The sequence below is a fragment of the Pseudomonas sp. MIS38 genome (genome assembly GCF_019891575.1).
Lineage (GTDB): Bacteria > Pseudomonadota > Gammaproteobacteria > Pseudomonadales > Pseudomonadaceae > Aquipseudomonas > Aquipseudomonas putida_A.
This window is the reverse complement of sequence record NZ_JAFLXF010000002.1, coordinates 325,056-341,733: the sequence shown is the minus strand read 5'-3', so window position 1 is coordinate 341,733 and position 16,678 is coordinate 325,056. Positions and strand designations below refer to the sequence as shown.

13 protein-coding genes are annotated in these 16,678 nt (G+C 61.6%); 11 read left to right on the top strand and 2 right to left on the bottom strand.

What is annotated here, in order from left to right; genetic code table 11:
- Positions 1–193: 193 nt before the first annotated feature.
- On the bottom strand, positions 194–2,413 hold the full coding sequence (locus tag J1G18_RS05035; protein WP_223007179.1) for a primosomal protein N': 2,220 nt from the start codon (positions 2,411–2,413) through the stop codon (positions 194–196).
- A gap of 286 nt (positions 2,414–2,699) precedes the next feature.
- Between J1G18_RS05035 and rpmE the strand changes: the two genes are divergently transcribed.
- From rpmE to J1G18_RS05020, 3 genes are all read left to right on the top strand, one after another.
- Positions 2,700–2,915 carry a 50S ribosomal protein L31 gene (gene rpmE / locus J1G18_RS05030; protein ID WP_007968345.1) on the top strand — a complete coding sequence of 72 codons (216 nt, stop codon included), beginning with the start codon at positions 2,700–2,702 and terminating at the stop codon, positions 2,913–2,915.
- Between the two features lie 41 nt (positions 2,916–2,956).
- Entirely contained in the window at positions 2,957–3,739 is a 783-nt protein-coding gene (locus J1G18_RS05025) for a thermonuclease family protein (RefSeq protein ID WP_098968472.1), read from the top strand.
- A 183-nt stretch (positions 3,740–3,922) separates the two neighbouring features.
- The gene (locus J1G18_RS05020; protein WP_003220889.1) at positions 3,923–5,191 is read left to right on the top strand and encodes a malic enzyme-like NAD(P)-binding protein; all 1,269 of its coding nucleotides are present in this window, start codon (positions 3,923–3,925) and stop codon (positions 5,189–5,191) included.
- 320 nt (positions 5,192–5,511) lie between these two features.
- Here J1G18_RS05020 and J1G18_RS05015 read toward each other — a convergent pair whose 3' ends face one another.
- Positions 5,512–7,956, bottom strand: coding sequence for a penicillin-binding protein 1A (locus J1G18_RS05015; RefSeq protein ID WP_410477705.1), 2,445 nt, complete (start codon positions 7,954–7,956; stop codon positions 5,512–5,514).
- A 219-nt stretch (positions 7,957–8,175) separates the two neighbouring features.
- On the opposite strand from J1G18_RS05015, the gene J1G18_RS05010 reads away from it, so the two are divergent.
- The 8 genes from J1G18_RS05010 to J1G18_RS04975 all read left to right on the top strand — a co-directional run bounded on the left by J1G18_RS05010 (position 8,176) and on the right by J1G18_RS04975 (position 16,417).
- Positions 8,176–9,240, top strand: coding sequence for a pilus assembly protein PilM (locus tag J1G18_RS05010; protein WP_096794691.1), 1,065 nt, complete (start codon positions 8,176–8,178; stop codon positions 9,238–9,240).
- Positions 9,240–9,806 carry a PilN domain-containing protein gene (locus J1G18_RS05005; RefSeq protein ID WP_134785244.1) on the top strand — a complete coding sequence of 189 codons (567 nt, stop codon included), beginning with the start codon at positions 9,240–9,242 and terminating at the stop codon, positions 9,804–9,806. Before J1G18_RS05010 ends, J1G18_RS05005 begins: the two co-directional genes overlap by 1 nt.
- Positions 9,803–10,426: a type 4a pilus biogenesis protein PilO gene (gene pilO / locus J1G18_RS05000; protein ID WP_098966813.1), complete on the top strand. Its 624-nt coding sequence runs from the start codon at positions 9,803–9,805 to the stop codon at positions 10,424–10,426. Before J1G18_RS05005 ends, pilO begins: the two co-directional genes overlap by 4 nt.
- Positions 10,423–10,950 (top strand): pilus assembly protein PilP, encoded by a 528-nt coding sequence (locus tag J1G18_RS04995; protein ID WP_098966815.1) that lies wholly within the window; start codon positions 10,423–10,425, stop codon positions 10,948–10,950. Before pilO ends, J1G18_RS04995 begins: the two co-directional genes overlap by 4 nt.
- Positions 10,951–10,963: 13 nt before the next feature.
- Positions 10,964–13,042, top strand: a complete 2,079-nt coding sequence (gene pilQ, locus J1G18_RS04990; RefSeq protein WP_139053557.1) for a type IV pilus secretin PilQ — start codon at positions 10,964–10,966, stop codon at positions 13,040–13,042.
- A gap of 4 nt (positions 13,043–13,046) precedes the next feature.
- The gene (gene aroK, locus J1G18_RS04985) at positions 13,047–13,565 is read left to right on the top strand and encodes a shikimate kinase AroK (RefSeq protein ID WP_027611316.1); all 519 of its coding nucleotides are present in this window, start codon (positions 13,047–13,049) and stop codon (positions 13,563–13,565) included.
- Between the two features lie 151 nt (positions 13,566–13,716).
- Positions 13,717–14,817 carry a 3-dehydroquinate synthase gene (aroB, locus tag J1G18_RS04980; RefSeq protein WP_223007177.1) on the top strand — a complete coding sequence of 367 codons (1,101 nt, stop codon included), beginning with the start codon at positions 13,717–13,719 and terminating at the stop codon, positions 14,815–14,817.
- 10 nt (positions 14,818–14,827) lie between these two features.
- A complete protein-coding gene (locus J1G18_RS04975; protein ID WP_223007176.1) occupies positions 14,828–16,417 on the top strand; it encodes an AAA family ATPase in 1,590 nt (529 codons plus the stop codon).
- The last annotated feature ends 261 nt before the right edge of the window (positions 16,418–16,678 follow it).

Below are 16,678 nucleotides of genomic sequence, written 5' to 3'. Positions count from 1 at the left end.
TGGAAAAACTGGGCATTATCCGTTGCGAAGACGGGCTTGCCAACCTTAGCAGGCAGCTTATGGATATGTGGTGACAATTCGGGCCTCTTCGCGAGCAAGCCCGCTCCCACAGGGGATCGGTGTCAGACACATAATCTGTGAACGCCGCAGATCCAATGTGGGAGCGAGCTTGCTCGCGAAGGCGATTTTCAGATCAATACAGATCCACGGGATCGACATCCAGCGACCAGCGCACCGCCCGCCCGCTCGGCATCTGCTCCAGCTCCAGCAACCAGCTGGCGAGCAACCGATGCAGCGGCGCCCGCGCTGTCGCCTGCACCAACAACTGTGCACGATAGCGACCGGCTCGGCGCTCCATCGGCGCCGGCACCGGCCCGAGCAATTCGATGCCGCTCAGATTCTGCTCGACCAGCAAGCGTTCGGCCGCGCTGCATGCCTCATCGAGAAAACCTTCGGCCTGCCCCGGTTTGTGCGCTTCGGCACGCAACAGGGCCAAGTGTGAAAACGGTGGCAGTCCGGCAGCCCGGCGCTCGCTCAAGGCCTGCTCGGCGAAAGCGAAGTAACCCTGCTCGGTCAGTTGCACCAATAAAGGATGGTCGGCCAGGTGGGTCTGAATGATCACCTTGCCCGGCTCCTCAGCCCGCCCGGCGCGCCCGGCGACCTGCACGATCAATTGCGCCATGCGCTCGCTGGCACGGAAGTCGCCGGAGAACAGTCCGCCGTCGGCATCCAGAATCGACACCAGCGTAACCCGGGGGAAGTGGTGCCCCTTGGCCAACATCTGGGTGCCGACCAGAATGCATGGCTGACCCTTCTGAATGGTCGCGAACAACTGATTCATCGCGTCCTTGCGCGAGGTGCTGTCGCGGTCGACGCGCAGTACCGGGTAGTCCGGGAACAGAATCGCCAGGCGTTCTTCGGCGCGTTCGGTGCCGGCGCCCACCGGCCGCAGATCGACTTTGTTGCACTTGGGGCATTGGCGCGGCGTGCGCTCGACGTTGCCACAGTGGTGGCAGCGCAGTTCGCCGTAGCGCTGGTGCACGGTCATTCGCGCATCGCAGCGTGAGCACTCGGACATCCAGCCGCAATCGTGGCACAGCAACGTCGGCGCAAAGCCGCGCCGGTTGAGAAACACCAGCACCTGCTGGCCGGCCGCGAGGGTCTGGCCAATGGCTTGTTGCATCGGCCCGGAAATGCCGCTGTCCAGCGGACGGCTTTTCACGTCCAGCCGCAGGAAACGTGGTTGCCTGGCGCCGCCGGCCCGCTCGTTGAGGCGCAGCAGGCCATAACGACCGGTGTAGGCGTTGTGCAGGCTTTCCAGTGAAGGCGTGGCGGACCCGAGGACGATCGGGATGTTTTCCTGTCGCGCGCGCACCAGTGCCAGATCCCGGGCGTGGTAGCGCAGGCCTTCCTGCTGTTTATAGGAGCCGTCGTGCTCTTCGTCGATGATGATCAGCCCCGGGTTCTTCATCGGGGTGAACAGCGCCGAGCGAGTGCCGATAATAATGTCGGCCTCGCCGTCGCGGGCAGCGAGCCAGGCGTCGAGGCGCTCACGGTCGTTGACCGCCGAATGCAGCAGGGCGATGCGCGCGTTGAAGCGCTGTTCGAAACGCGCCAGGGTCTGCGGGCCGAGGTTGATCTCCGGGATCAGCACCAGCGCCTGCTTGCCTGCTTCGAGGGTTTCGCGGATCAGTTGCAAATAGACTTCGGTCTTGCCGCTGCCCGTGACGCCGGCCAGCAGAAACGCGTGATAACTGTCGAACCCGGCACGGATCGCTTCGTAAGCGGCGCGTTGTTCGGTGTTCAGCGGCAACTCCGGTTGCGCCAACCAATGTTCATGGCGCACGCCAGGAGCGTGCCGACGAATCTCTACTTGCACCAGACCCTTGGCCAGCAGCAGGTCGAGGCTGTCCTTGCTCAGCATCAGCTTGCTCAACAACTGATGGGCCACGCCGTGCGGGTGCTGCGCCAGTGTTGCCAGTGCTTCCCGTTGCCGTGGCGCGCGGGCGACGCGCGGATCATCGAGGCTGGCGCCGGGGGCGACTGACCAGAAGCGCTCCTGTCGCGCCTCGGCCAGTTCGCCCTGACGCAGCAGCACCGGCAGCGCCCAGCTCAAGGTGTCGCCGAGGCTGTGCTGGTAATACTGCGACGTCCACAGGCACAGCTTGAACAGTGCGGGCGGCAGCGGCGGCTTTGCATCGAGCAGGGCCAACGCCGGTTTGAGTTTCTCCAGCGGCACGTCGCTGGTATCGGTGATCTCGACCAGAACCCCGATCATCTCCCGCCGCCCGAACGGCACCCGCAGGCGCATGCCCGGCTGCAACTGGGCGCGCAGCACCCCGGCCGGGGCCCGATAGTCGAACAGGCGGCGCAGGGGCGAAGGCAGGGCGAGGCGCAGAATGGCGTCGGGCACGCGGGGGGATCTCTATCAACACAAAAGGAGGCTTGGCGCAGATCAACTGTGGGAGCGAGCTTGCTCGCGAACGCGGTGTGTCAGGCACGAAGTCATCAACTGGCACAACGCATTCGCGAGCAAGCTCGCTCCCACAGGGGAGTGCGTTCAAGCCCGGGAGCCTAGCAGACGGTCGGTCTCAGGGACAGCTTGCGCGATTGACATTGTCTGGTAGAATCCGCGGCCTAATTACGTGCGGTATTCAACAATAGTGTTGGGTGGCGGCACGCTAGCTGAGGAAGACATCATGAAAGCTGATATCCACCCGAATTACCCAGAAGTTGCAGTAACCTGCAGCTGCGGCAACAAGTTCGAAACCCGTTCGACCTTCGGCAAAGCCCTGGCGATCGACGTTTGCAACGAGTGCCACCCGTTCTACACCGGTAAGCAGAAGACTCTGGACACCGGTGGCCGCGTTCAGAAGTTCGCCGACCGTTTCGGTGCCTTCGGCGCCAAGAAGTAAGATTGGTCATTCTGGAAAACTTCGACGGTTTCTCCAGGCTGATGAAAAAGGCGTCCCTTGTGGGCGCCTTTTTTGTGTCCGCGATTTGGCTGTCCGCTGCCCAGGCATTTTGCCCCACGCCTGCCGGCCTCAGCAGCGTCAGCGTCCAGCGCGTGGTCGATGGCGACACGCTACGCCTGAGCGATGGGCGCAGTGTGCGGATGATCGGTCTCAACACGCCGGAGCTGGGCAAGCAGGGCCGCAGTGACGAACCCTTCGCCGTGGCGGCGCGCAAACGCCTTGAAGTACTGGTGGCGGACAGCGGCGGTCGGGTCGGTCTGCTCCCCGGCAAGCAGGCCAAAGACCATTACGGTCGCACCCTCGCGCATGTCTACAGCACCAACGGCACCAATCTTGAAGCGCAAATGCTCGCCGACGGCCTCGGTTTTCAGGTGGCGGTGGCACCGAATGTCGATCTTGTGGCCTGTCAGCAGGCGGCCGAACGCAGCGCCCGGCAGGCCGGTCGGGGCCTGTGGCGCCAGTCACCTGTACTGAAAGCGGAGCAGATCCGCGCTTCGGGTTTCGCCGTGGTCAGTGGGCGTGTGAGCAAGGTTCAACGCAATCGCGGCGGAATCTGGATCGAGTTGCAGGACTCGGTTGTACTGCGCGTTGCACCCAATCTGGTCGGACAATTCGACAACGCCCGGTTGCAGGCGCTGCAGGGCAGACAGATCGAGGCTCGCGGCTGGGTCGTCGACCGTTCGCGGCGTGGCGGGTTGAAACCGGGTCAGCCGCGTTGGCTGCTGCCGTTGACCGATCCGTCGATGCTGCAAAGCGCGCGCTGAAGAAAAATTGTAGACATTTTTTCTGTCGATTGTGAACAGTCCAGCCCTTGTGCGCCGTGGCTCTTGGCCCAAAGTCGTAGGACAGGGCGCTTGACAGGGGTGACCGCTCAGTCTTGTGGGGACTTTGCGAGGCGCGTATCCTCGCTGACCAGTCTGTCCAACAGTAAAAAGCGGAATGCCAAAATGTCTGATCTGAAAACTGCCGCTCTCGAATATCATGCCAATCCTCGTCCAGGGAAGCTGAGTGTCGAGCTCACCAAGGCCACTGCTACCGCCCGCGACCTGTCGCTGGCCTACAGCCCCGGCGTAGCTGAACCAGTGCGTGAGATCGCCCGCGATCCTGAACTGGCCTACAAATACACCGGCAAGGGCAACCTGGTTGCAGTCATTTCCGATGGCACCGCGATTCTGGGCCTGGGTAACCTCGGCCCACTGGCCTCCAAGCCAGTGATGGAAGGTAAAGGTGTACTGTTCAAGCGCTTCGCCGGCATCGACGTATTCGACATCGAAGTCGACTCCGAAAGCCCGCAAGCCTTCATCGACACCGTAAAACGCATCTCCATCACTTTCGGCGGCATCAACCTGGAAGACATCAAGGCGCCTGAGTGCTTTGAGATCGAACGTGCTCTGATCGAGCAGTGCGACATTCCGGTATTCCACGATGACCAGCACGGCACCGCGATCGTGACCGCTGCGGGCATGATCAATGCCCTGGAAATCGCCGGCAAAACCCTGCCGGAAGCCAAAATCGTCTGCCTCGGCGCCGGCGCTGCGGCCATCTCCTGCATGAAGTTGCTGGTGAGCATGGGCGCAAAAATCGAAAACATCTTCATGGTTGACCGTACCGGCGTGATCCACTCCGGCCGTGATGACCTGAACCAGTACAAAGCCGTGTTCGCTCACGCCACCGACAAGCGCAGCCTGGCTGATGCTCTGAAAGGCGCTGACGTGTTCGTCGGTCTGTCCGGCCCGAACCTGCTGAGCGCTGAAGGTCTGCTGTCGATGGCGGCCAACCCGATCGTCTTCGCCTGCTCGAACCCGGATCCGGAAATCTCCCCGGAACTGGCGCACGCCACTCGCAGCGACGTGATCATGGCCACCGGTCGTTCCGACTACCCGAACCAGGTCAACAACGTTCTGGGCTTCCCGTTCATCTTCCGTGGTGCCCTGGACGTTCGCGCCAAGCGCATCAACGAAGAAATGAAAGTGGCTGCGGCCAACGCCCTGCGCGAACTGGCCAAACTGCCAGTGCCACAGGACGTGTGCGACGCCTACGGTGGTGCGCCTCTGGAATTCGGTCGTGAGTACATCATTCCGAAGCCAATGGACAAGCGCCTGATCACCCTGATCTCCGACGCTGTGGCCAAGGCTGCGATCGAGACCGGTGTGGCCACCCTGCCGTATCCGAAGAACTACCCGCTGAAAAGCGTGGATGACGTGTTCAACGGCTAAGCCGTTGTAGCGCTTCAACGAAAGCCCCGGCTTGTGAGAGTCGGGGCTTTTTTGTGCCTGAAGATCAAGAGCCCCCTCACCCTAACCCTCTCCCAAAGGCAGAGGGGACTGACCGAGTTGTCTGGGTTCATACGCCGACCTATAAGGGTGGTGTCGATTATGGATTCGGCACAGCACGTTCAGGTCGGCGCAACGCCCGAGCATCCCCCAATCAGTCCCCTCTCCCTCCGGGAGAGGGCTAGGGTGAGGGGGCTCTTGATTTTCAGGCATAAAAAAGCCCCGCACTTCTTTCGAAGGCGGGGCTTTTTGGGGCGCATTGATCAGAACAGATCGATCGGCGCCTGCTCATCCGCCGGCAGCGGACTGCCCGGTACGGCGCCGTTGCCCAGCTCATTCACCGAGGGCGGCGTGTCTTCGGACTTGAACAGCTCGAAGTAGGCGCCCGGCGTGCTCGGCGTTGCCGCACGACCGCTGACCGGATCCACCCGCAGGCTGAGAATGCCTTCCGGCTCAGGCTGTACGTGCGGCGGCTTGTCCTTGAGCGCGGCCGACATGTAGTTCATCCAGATCGGCAACGCCACGGTGCCACCAAACTCGCGGCGACCAAGGCTTTCCGGCTGGTCAAAGCCGGTCCACACGGTGGTCACGTAATCGGCGTTGTAACCGGAGAACCACGCATCCTTCGATTCGTTGGTGGTACCGGTCTTGCCGGCGATGTCGCTGCGACCCATGGCCAGTGCGCGGCGTCCGGTGCCGAGCTTGATCACGTCCTGCAGCATGCTGTTGAGGATGTACGTGGTACGTCCATCGACGATCCGCTCGGCCACGGCCGGCGCTTGTGGTGCTGCGGCAACGCCCGGGGCTTCACCCGGAACCGGTGCGGCGTTGACGGTGATCGGCTGAGACTCCGGCGCGGCAAGGCCATCGGTCGCCGAGCCACCCTGTGGCACGGTCGGCGGGTTGGCGACGAACAGCGTGTCGCCGTTGCGGCTTTCGATCTTGTCGATGATGTACGGGGTGATCTTGTAACCGCCGTTGGCGAAGGTGCTCCAGCCGGTAGCGATCTCCATCGGCGTCAGGGTCGCGGTGCCCAGCGCCAGCGACAGGTTCGGCGGCAGGTCCTGCTTGTTGAAGCCGAAACGGGTGATGTAGTCGATCGTCTTGCCGACGCCCATCGCCTGCAACAATCGGATCGACACCAGGTTACGTGACTTGTACAGCGCCTCGCGCAGACGGATCGGGCCGAGGAAGGTGTTGGTGTCGTTCTTCGGCCGCCAGACCTTGTCCAGGTACTCGTCGACGAACACGATCGGCGCATCGTTGACCAGCGTCGCGGCGGTATAACCGCTGTCCAGTGCAGCACTGTAGACGAACGGCTTGAAGCTCGAACCCGGCTGACGCTTGGCCTGCAGGGCGCGGTTGTAGTTGCTCTGCTCGAACGCAAAGCCGCCGACCAGCGAGCGGATCGCGCCGTTCTGCGGATCCAGCGATACCAGCGCGCCTTGCGCCTGCGGGATCTGGCTGAATTTCAGCGAATTGTTCGGCTGACGCTGCACGCGAATCAGATCGCCGACCTGCGCCACATCCGACGGCTGGCGCGGTGCGGCGCCCATGCTGTTGGTGTTGAGGAACGGCCGCGCCCATTTCATGGTGTCCCAGGCGACGTGTTCTTCGCCGGTACGGGTCAGCACCTGCAAGCCATTCTTGTCGACCTGAGTAACGATGGCCGGCTCCAGGCTGCTGATGGTGCGCTGCTTGGTCAGCTCGGTCGCCCAGGCTTCGTGAGTCTTGCCCGGCAGGCGCGACTCGGGTCCGCGGTAGCCATGGCGCTGATCGTAGGTCATCAAGCCTTCGTGCAGCGCGGTGTTGGCCATTTCCTGCAGGTTGCTCGGCACCGTGGTGGTGACGCGGAAACCTTCGGTGTAAGCGTCGCTGCCATAGCGACCGACCATTTCGGCACGGGCCATTTCGGCGATGTACGGTGCGTTCACTTCCGGGGTCGGCACGTGATAGCTGGCGTTCAGCGGCTCGTTGATCGCGGCGGTGTAGTCAGCCTCGGAAATCTTTCCGAGCTTGTACATGCGTCCGAGAATCCAGTCGCGGCGCTCCTTGCTGCGCGCCGGGTTGGCCAGCGGGTTGAAGCGCGACGGGGCTTTCGGCAGGCCGGCGATCATCGCCATCTGCGCCAGGCTGACGTCGCGGATCGACTTGCCGTAATACACCTGCGCCGCCGCCTCGATGCCGTAGGCGCGGTTACCCAGATAAATCTTGTTCACGTACAGCTCGAGGATCTCGTCCTTGGTCAACTGCCGTTCGATCTGCAGGGCCAGAAGAATCTCGGTGGTTTTGCGCGAGAAGCTGCGTTCGCTGGTCAGGAAGAAGTTCTTCGCCACCTGCATGGTGATGGTGCTGCCGCCGGACTGAATGTGCCCGCTTTTGACCAGTTGGGTCGCGGCGCGCATCAGGCTGCTCGGATCGACGCCATAATGGTTGGCGAAATTGTCGTCTTCAGCACTTAGTAACGCATTAATGAAATTGGGTGGAATGTCGGCGAAACGGATCGGAGTACGGCGCATTTCGCCAAATTCTGCGATCAACTTGTTGTCGCTGCTGTAGACCCGGAGCGGAATCTGCAACTGAATGCTTCTCAGCGCCTCCACAGACGGCAAACCCGGACTAAGGTAAAGAAACGCGCCGCTGAGACCTAAAAGCAGTCCGCAGAAAACGGCGACGATGGACCAACCGAAAAATTTCAGCAGACGAATCAAGGCTTTTGAACATCCAGGGCAAAGAATGAATTGGGCGACAGGGTTCCGGTAACACACAGAACAGCCTGGGCCGGCAGTAAAAAGCGGAAAAAAACGCTGGGCATTATAAGCACTTTTCTGCTGGGGGCGTCATTTGCGCTTCTGTCAAGACGGGGTGAAGGAACGCAATGCGTATTACAGAGTCCGTAACTCACGGAAAGTCATAGGGAATTGGTAGTGCTGGGACTCTTCAAGAAAAAGACCAATACGTTACTGGGGATCGACATCAGCTCCACTTCGGTGAAGCTGCTGGAGTTGAGCCGTCAGGGCGACCGCTACCGGGTCGAAGCCTACGCGGTCGAGCCGCTGCCGCCCAATGCCGTGGTCGAAAAGAACATCGCCGAGCTCGAAGGCGTGGGCCATGCCTTGTCCCGGGTGCTGGTCAAGGCACGCACCGGGCTCAAGAGCGTGGCGGTGGCGGTGGCCGGTTCTGCGGTGATCACCAAGATCATCGAGATGGACGCCGGGCTGACCGATGACGAGCTGGAAAACCAGCTGAAGATCGAAGCCGACCAATACATTCCCTATCCACTGGACGAAGTCGCCATCGATTTCGAAGTCCAGGGCGTGTCGCCGCGCAACCCGGAGCGGGTCAGCGTGCTGCTGGCCGCCTGTCGCAAGGAAAACGTCGAAGTCCGCGAAGCGGCGCTGGCGCTGGCCGGCCTGACCGCGCGCGTGGTCGATGTCGAGGCCTATGCGCTGGAGCGCTCGTTCGGTCTGCTCGCCACTCAACTGGCAGCCTCGCAGGAACGCCTGACCGTGGCGGTGGTGGACATCGGCGCGACCATGACTACCCTCAGCGTCCTGCATAACGGCCGCATCATCTATACCCGCGAGCAACTGTTCGGTGGCCGGCAACTGACCGAGGAAATCCAGCGCCGCTACGGCCTGACTGTCGAGCAGGCCGGGCTGGCGAAAAAGCAGGGCGGTCTGCCGGACGACTATGTCAGCGAGGTATTGCAGCCGTTCCGTGATGCTCTGGTGCAGCAGGTCTCGCGCTCGTTGCAGTTCTTCTTTGCCTCCGGGCAGTACAACGCGGTCGATCACATTCTGCTGGCCGGCGGCACCGCCTCGGTGCCGGGGCTGGATCGGCTGATCGAACAGCGTCTGGGCACCCCGACCCAGGTCGCCAACCCGTTTTCCGACATGGCCTTGAGCAGCAAGGTCAACGCCGGAGCCCTGGCCAGTGACGCGCCGGCCCTGATGATTGCCTGCGGGCTCGCGCTCAGGAGTTTCGACTGATGGCGCGGATCAACCTTCTCCCCTGGCGTGAGGAACGCCGCGAAGAGCGGCGCAAACGCTTTCTGCTGATCCTGATCGGGGTGTTCGTCGGTTCGGTGGGCGCAGTGTTCATCGCCGATCAGATCTTCAGTACCGCCATCGAGCGGCAGGCAGCACGCAATGACTACATTGGCAAACAGATCGCCGTGGTCGACGAACGGATCAAGCAGATCAGCGAACTCAAGGCACGGCGCCAGCAACTGGTCGAGCGCATGCGCATCATCCAGGACTTGCAGGGCAACCGGCAGATCAGCGGACGAATCTTCGATCAACTGGCGCGCACGCTGCCGGACGGGGTGTATTTCACCAGCGTGAAATTGCTCGGCAAGACGCTGTCGATCAGTGGCGCGGCGGAGTCGAACAATCGCGTCTCGGAGCTGATGCGCAATCTGGACGCTTCCGACTGGTTCGATGCGCCCAGCTTGAACGAGGTGAAAGCGACGACCGCCGGTCAGGTGGATCAGGCCAACGTCTTTCAGCTGACTGTGCGTCAGACCCAGCCAGCCGTGACGGAGGGCGAAAAATGAAGCCGTCCGAATGGCTGCAAAGTCTGCGCAACATCGACTTCAACGATCTGGACACCAGCAATATCGGCTCCTGGCCGGCCGCGGTGAAAACTATCGCGGGAGCATTGCTTGCGGTGCTGGTGTTGGCGCTTGGCTATAACTTTTTCATCAGCGACATGGAAAACCAGCTGGAAGCCAAGCGTCAGGAAGAGGACACCTTGAAGGAGCAGTTCGCCAGCAAGGCGCACATGGCTGCCAACCTGGAGCTCTACACCCAGCAGATGAAGGAGATGGAGACCTCCTTCGGCGTGCTCCTGCGGCAGTTGCCCAGCGACACCGAGGTCCCGGGATTGCTCGAGGACATTACCCGTACCGGGCTGGGCAGCGGTCTTGAATTCGAAGAGATCAAGCTGCTGCCGGAGGTGACCCAGCCGTTCTACATCGAGCTGCCGATCCAGATCACTGTCACCGGGGCTTACCACGACCTCGCGACCTTCGTCAGTGGCGTCGCCGGGTTGCCACGGATCGTCACCTTGCACGATTTCGAACTGGCACCGGCCAATCCCGACGGCGGGACGAAGCTGCGCATGAGCATTCTCGCCAAGACCTACCGCTATAACGACAAGGGGTTGGACAAATGACCCCGATCCGTTATTTCGCTTTGTCAGTGCTGGTGCTCGGCCTCAGTGGTTGCGGCAGCAGTGACGAATTCAGCGACCTCGACGCCTACATGAACGAAGTGCGTCTGCGCCCGGCCGGCAAGATCGAGCCGACGCCGACCTTTCATTCCTATCCTACCTTTACCTACAGCGCGGCCAACCTGCGTAGCCCGTTCTCGCGCCAGGTGCGCGTCGATCTGGCCGGGCAGCAGCGTGGCTCGCGCAACGTCAAACCCGACCCCAACCGGGTCAAGCAATACCTCGAAGGTTTCAACATCGAGCAGTTTGAAATGGTTGGCACGATCTCCAATGCCAGCGGCTCCTTTGCCTTGCTGCGCGGGGCGGGTGCAGTGCATCGGTTGAAAGTCGGCGACTACCTGGGGCGCAACGACGGGCGCATTGTCGCCATCAGCGCCACTCAGGTCGATGTGGTCGAGATCGTGCCCGACGGCGAAGGCGCCTGGCTGGAACGTCCGCGCACCATTCCTTTGAAAGAGCACTCATAGTGGAAGTCGAACAATGAACAGGATTTTCTCCACCCTCGGTTTTTCGCTATGGATAGCGCTGCTTTCACCGATGGTTCAGGCGGCCAGCCTCAAGACGCTGGATGTCGCGGCGTTACCGGGTGATCGCATCGAGTTGAAGCTGTCGTTCGACAGCCCGCCACCGCAACCCAAGGGCTACACCACCGAATCGCCGGCGCGAATCGCCCTGGATCTGCCGGGTGTCGCCAGCCAACTGACGAGCAAGACCCGCGATCTGGGCAGCGGTAACGCGCGAACCGCCACAGTGGTGGAAGCCAACGACCGCACGCGCCTGATCATCAGCCTGACGCAACTGACGTCCTACACCTCGCGGGTCGAGGGCAACAATCTGTTCGTAGTGGTCGGGCAGGGCGCCAAGCCTGCTGCGCCACGGCCAGCCGCTGTTGCGCCACGACCGGTCGCGGCTCCAGCGCCGGCGAAGGCTTATACCCCCGTCGCCAAAACCATTCGTGGTGTCGACTTCCAGCGCGGCACTGCGGGGGAGGGCAACGTGGTCATTGACCTTTCGGACCCGACCATCGCCCCGGACATCCAGGAGCATGACGGCAAGATCATCCTGAGCTTTGCTCGCACGCAGTTGCCCGACAGGCTGCGGGTGCGCCTCGACGTCAAGGACTTCGCCACGCCGGTGCAGTTCGTCAACGCTGCCGCCACCGGTGATCGTGCGGTCATCACCGTCGAACCCAGCGGCACGTTCGACTATTCCACCTACCAGACCGACAACAAACTGACCGTCAGCATTCGCCCGATGACGGTCGATGACCTGCAAAAGCGCAACGCTGACCGCAACAGCTACAGCGGCGAAAAGCTTTCGCTGAATTTCCAGGACATCGACGTGCGCTCGGTGCTGCAACTGATCGCCGATTTCACCAACCTCAATCTGGTGGCCAGCGATACCGTGCAGGGCGGGATCACCTTGCGTCTGCAAAACGTGCCGTGGGATCAGGCGCTGGACCTGGTGCTGAAAACCAAGGGGCTGGATAAACGCAAGATCGGCAACGTGTTGCTGGTGGCGCCGGCCGACGAAATCGCCGCCCGCGAACGCCAGGAACTGGAGTCACAGAAACAGATCGCCGAACTGGCGCCGCTGCGCCGCGAGCTGCTGCAAGTGAATTACGCCAAGGCCGCGGACATCGCCAAGCTGTTCCAGTCGGTGACCAGCGCCGAGGCGAAAATCGACGAGCGTGGCTCGATCACTGTCGATGAGCGCACCAACAACATCATTGCCTACCAGACCCAGGATCGCCTCGACGAACTGCGGCGGATCGTGGCGCAACTGGATATTCCGGTGCGTCAGGTGATGATCGAGGCGCGGATCGTCGAGGCCAACGTCGATTACGACAAGAGTCTGGGCGTGCGCTGGGGCGGTTCGATCCAGAACAAGGGCAACTGGAACACCTCGGGGGTCAGCAATGGCTCGTCGACCACCATCGGCACACCGGGCAGTACCAGTACCAACTCGCCGTTCGTCGACATGGGCACGGTGGGTAATACCTCGGGGATCGGCATCGCCTTCATCACCGACAATGTGCTGCTCGATCTTGAGCTGACCGCCATGGAGAAGACCGGCAACGGTGAGATCGTCTCGCAGCCCAAAGTGGTCACCTCCGACAAAGAGACGGCGAAGATCCTCAAGGGCACCGAGATTCCGTATCAGGAAGCCAGCTCCAGCGGCGCGACGTCGGTGTCTTTCAAGGAGGCTTCGCTGTCGCTGGAAGTGACGCCGCAGATCACCCCCGACAACCGCATCATCATGGAGGTCAAGGTCACCAAGGACGAACCGGACTACCTGAACAAAGTGCAGGATGTACCGCCGATCAAGAAGAACGAGGTCAACGCCAAGGTGCTGGTGAACGACGGCGAGACCATCGTGATTGGGGGCGTTTTCTCAAATACTCAAAGCAAGGTCGTAGATAAGGTGCCATTTCTTGGCGATGTGCCGTATCTTGGCCGCCTTTTCCGGCGTGATGTGGTTTCGGAGAAAAAATCCGAGCTGCTGGTATTTCTCACTCCGCGTATCATGAATAACCAGGCGATTGCTGTGAGTCGTTGATTCTGTGCGAAATTTGATTCTTGTAGGACCGATGGGCGCTGGAAAAAGCACCATCGGCCGGTTGCTGGCCAAAGAGCTGCGCCTGCCGTTCAAAGATTCCGACAAGGAAATTGAACTGCGCACGGGCGCCAATATCCCGTGGATCTTCGACAAGGAAGGCGAGCCCGGCTTTCGTGACCGTGAGCAGGCGATGATCGCCGAGCTGTGCGCGTTCGACGGCGTGGTACTGGCGACCGGCGGCGGTGCGGTAATGCGCGATGCCAACCGCAAGGCCCTGCACGCGGGCGGGCGGGTGGTGTATCTGCATGCCTCCGTCGAGCAGCAGGTCGGGCGTACGTCGCGCGATCGCAATCGTCCTTTGCTGCGCACCGCCGATCCGGCGAAAACCCTGCGAGACCTGCTCGAGATCCGCGATCCGCTCTATCGAGAGATCGCCGATCTGGTGGTTGAAACCGACGAACGGCCACCGCGCATGGTGGTGCTCGACATTCTCGACCGTCTGGCGCAGCTGCCACCCCGTTAAAGCGCCGCTGGAAATGCGCTATCCTCGGCGTCCTGTCACAGCCGCCGAGGTTGTGGCGGATGGCGTGCGAGCGGCGTCAGATTCGCTATAGGCCGCAGACAACCAATAATTCAGGGCAGGACGCCTGCTTCCATCTTCACTGTGGGGACACATGCAGACACTCAAGGTCGATCTAGGTGAGCGCAGCTACCCGATTCATATTGGCGAAGGTTTGTTGGATCAGCCCGAGTTGCTGGCGCCGCATATCCATGGGCGGCAAGTGGCAATCATCTCCAACGAGACCGTTGCGCCGCTCTATCTCGAACGTCTGACCCGCAGCCTTGCGCAGTTCTCGGTGATCTCGGTGGTGCTGCCGGACGGCGAAGCCTTCAAGAACTGGGAAACCCTGCAACTGATCTTCGACGGCCTGCTGACTGCCCGTCACGACCGCCGCACCACGATCATCGCCCTCGGCGGCGGTGTCATTGGTGACATGGCCGGTTTTGCCGCCGCCTGCTACCAGCGCGGTGTCGATTTCATCCAGATTCCTACCACGCTGCTGTCCCAGGTCGATTCGTCGGTGGGCGGCAAGACCGGTATCAACCATCCGCTGGGCAAGAACATGGTCGGCGCGTTCTATCAGCCGAACGTGGTGCTGATCGATACTGCATCGCTGAAAACCCTGCCGGAGCGTGAACTGTCCGCCGGTCTGGCCGAAGTCATCAAGTACGGTCTGATCTGCGACGAGCCGTTCTTGACCTGGCTCGAAGACAACGTCGACGCCCTGCGCGTGCTGGACCAGAAGGCCCTGACCTATGCCATCGAGCGCTCCTGCGCGGCCAAGGCTGCAGTGGTCGGTGCCGATGAGAAGGAAACCGGCGTGCGCGCCACGCTCAATCTCGGCCACACCTTCGGCCACGCCATCGAGACCCACATGGGCTATGGTGTCTGGTTGCATGGTGAGGCGGTGGCCGCTGGCACCGTGATGGCGCTGGAAATGTCCGCGCGTCTGGGCTGGATCAGCGAGCAGGAGCGTGATCGCGGCATCCGTCTGTTCCAGCGTGCCGGTCTGCCGGTTATTCCGCCGGAAGAAATGACCGAAGCCGATTTTCTCGAACATATGGCAATTGATAAAAAAGTGATCGACGGTCGTCTGCGCCTGGTGCTGCTGCGCCGGATGGGCGAAGCGGTGGTGACCGCCGATTATCCGAAAGAGGTTCTACAGGCCACGCTGGGAGCGGATTACCGCGCTCTGGCTCAGCTTAAAGGTTAATAAGATTCCGATGACTAGTTTGCATGCCGACGAGGCGTTCCTCGGCCATTTCCAGTTAAGTCACGACCCTTTCGCGCCGCGGGTGCCGGGCTTCAAATTTTTCCCGGCCCAGCGCAAACCGGTGCTGGGGCAATTGCACCACCTGGCGCGTTACAGCCAGTTGCTGCTGGTGGTCACCGGCCCGCAAGGCAGCGGCAAGACCCTGCTGCGCCAGGCGCTGGTGGCCAGCACCAACAAGCAATCGGTGCAAAGCGTTGTCGTGTCGGCCCGTGGGGCTGGCGATGCTGCCGGCGTGCTGCGTCAGGTGGCTCAGGCACTGAACGTGGCTCAGGCCGAAGTTGGCGCGATTCTGGATCAGGTAGTGCAACTCGCGCTTACCGGCCAGGAGGTCTATCTGCTGGTGGATGACGCCGAGCAGCTCGACGAATCCGCCCTCGAAGCGCTGATGGCGCTGGGTGCCGGGGCACCGGAAGGTCGCCCGCATGTGTTCCTGTTCGGTGAGTCGTCGCTGATCGCGCAACTGGAGGCCTTGCACCTCGAGGAAGAGCGCTTCCACGTCATCGAACTGCAGCCGTATACCGAAGAAGAGACCCGCGAATATCTCGACCAACGGCTGGAAGGTGCGGGCCGGGGTGTCGAACTTTTCACCGCGGATCAGATCTCTGAGATTCACGAAAGCGCCGAGGGTTGGCCTGGCAACATCAACCAGGTCGCTCGCGATGCACTGATCGAAGTCATGATTGCCAGCCGCTCTGCGGTCAAGCGTCCAAGTATGGGGTTCAACATGCCGAAGAAACACGTATTGGCGATATCCGCCGTCGTCGTGGTCGCGGTCGCCGCCGCCTGGCTGATGCCGGGTCGCAACAAGGCGCCAACCACCGGCGCACCCGCCAACGAACAGGCACAACTGCCATTGGGTCAGGGCGCCAAGGGTGGCGCACCGAATGTCGAGTTCGCCGGCAATACCCAGCCGATGCCGTTGCCGCTGGTCGGCAACTCGCAACCGGTGATGCGCGGCCCGTTGGCTGAGGCTGCTGGCGGTATCACCGAAGGTGACGACGGCGTGCCTGTCGAAGGCTCCAGCGCAACGCCGCCGACCGTCACGACTTCCGCACCACCGGCAGGTGTTCCGGCCGGCCCGGCTCCGACGCCAGTACCTGTTCCGGCGGCCAAGCCGACCCCGGCACCGACTCAGGTCGCCACCGCCAAGCCTGCTCCGGCAGCGCCAGCGGCCAAACCGACTCCGGCTCCGGCCAAGCCTGTTGCTGCCGCCAAACCGGCCGAGAAGCCGGTTACCGTGGCCAAGGCTGCCGGTGGCAACTGGTACGCCGGTCAGCCGACCAGCAACTACGTGGTGCAGATCCTCGGCACCAGCTCCGAAGCGACCGCGCAGAACTTCGTCAAGGAGCAGGGCGGCGAGTACCGTTATTTCAAGAAAGTCCTCAACGGCAAGCCGCTTTACGTGATCACCTACGGCAACTTCGCCAATCGTGATGCAGCCGTTTCTGCCATCAAGGCCTTGCCAGCGAAGGTTCAGGCTGGTAAACCTTGGCCTCGCACTGTCGCCAGCGTCCAACAGGAACTGGCAACAACTCGCTGAAGATTCGGCGGCCTTACCCAGGCCGCCTCTCCAAGCACCTCAAAATTTCTACGAGTGCGCGCCGTCTCTACAGACCGCGTGCCTTGTGGTGTCTGCGTCACAGTAGTCTTTGAGTCGTTGCAGTCAGAATTAAAAAAGTTTTGACTAGCACAGCAGATCGCTTTAAACCTTTCACAAATGCGACATAGATTTGCGACATTTCGTCGTCAAATTTGTGAGCGTCTGTGTCGCTGTGTACAATGACCACCCTTTTGCCCCCGC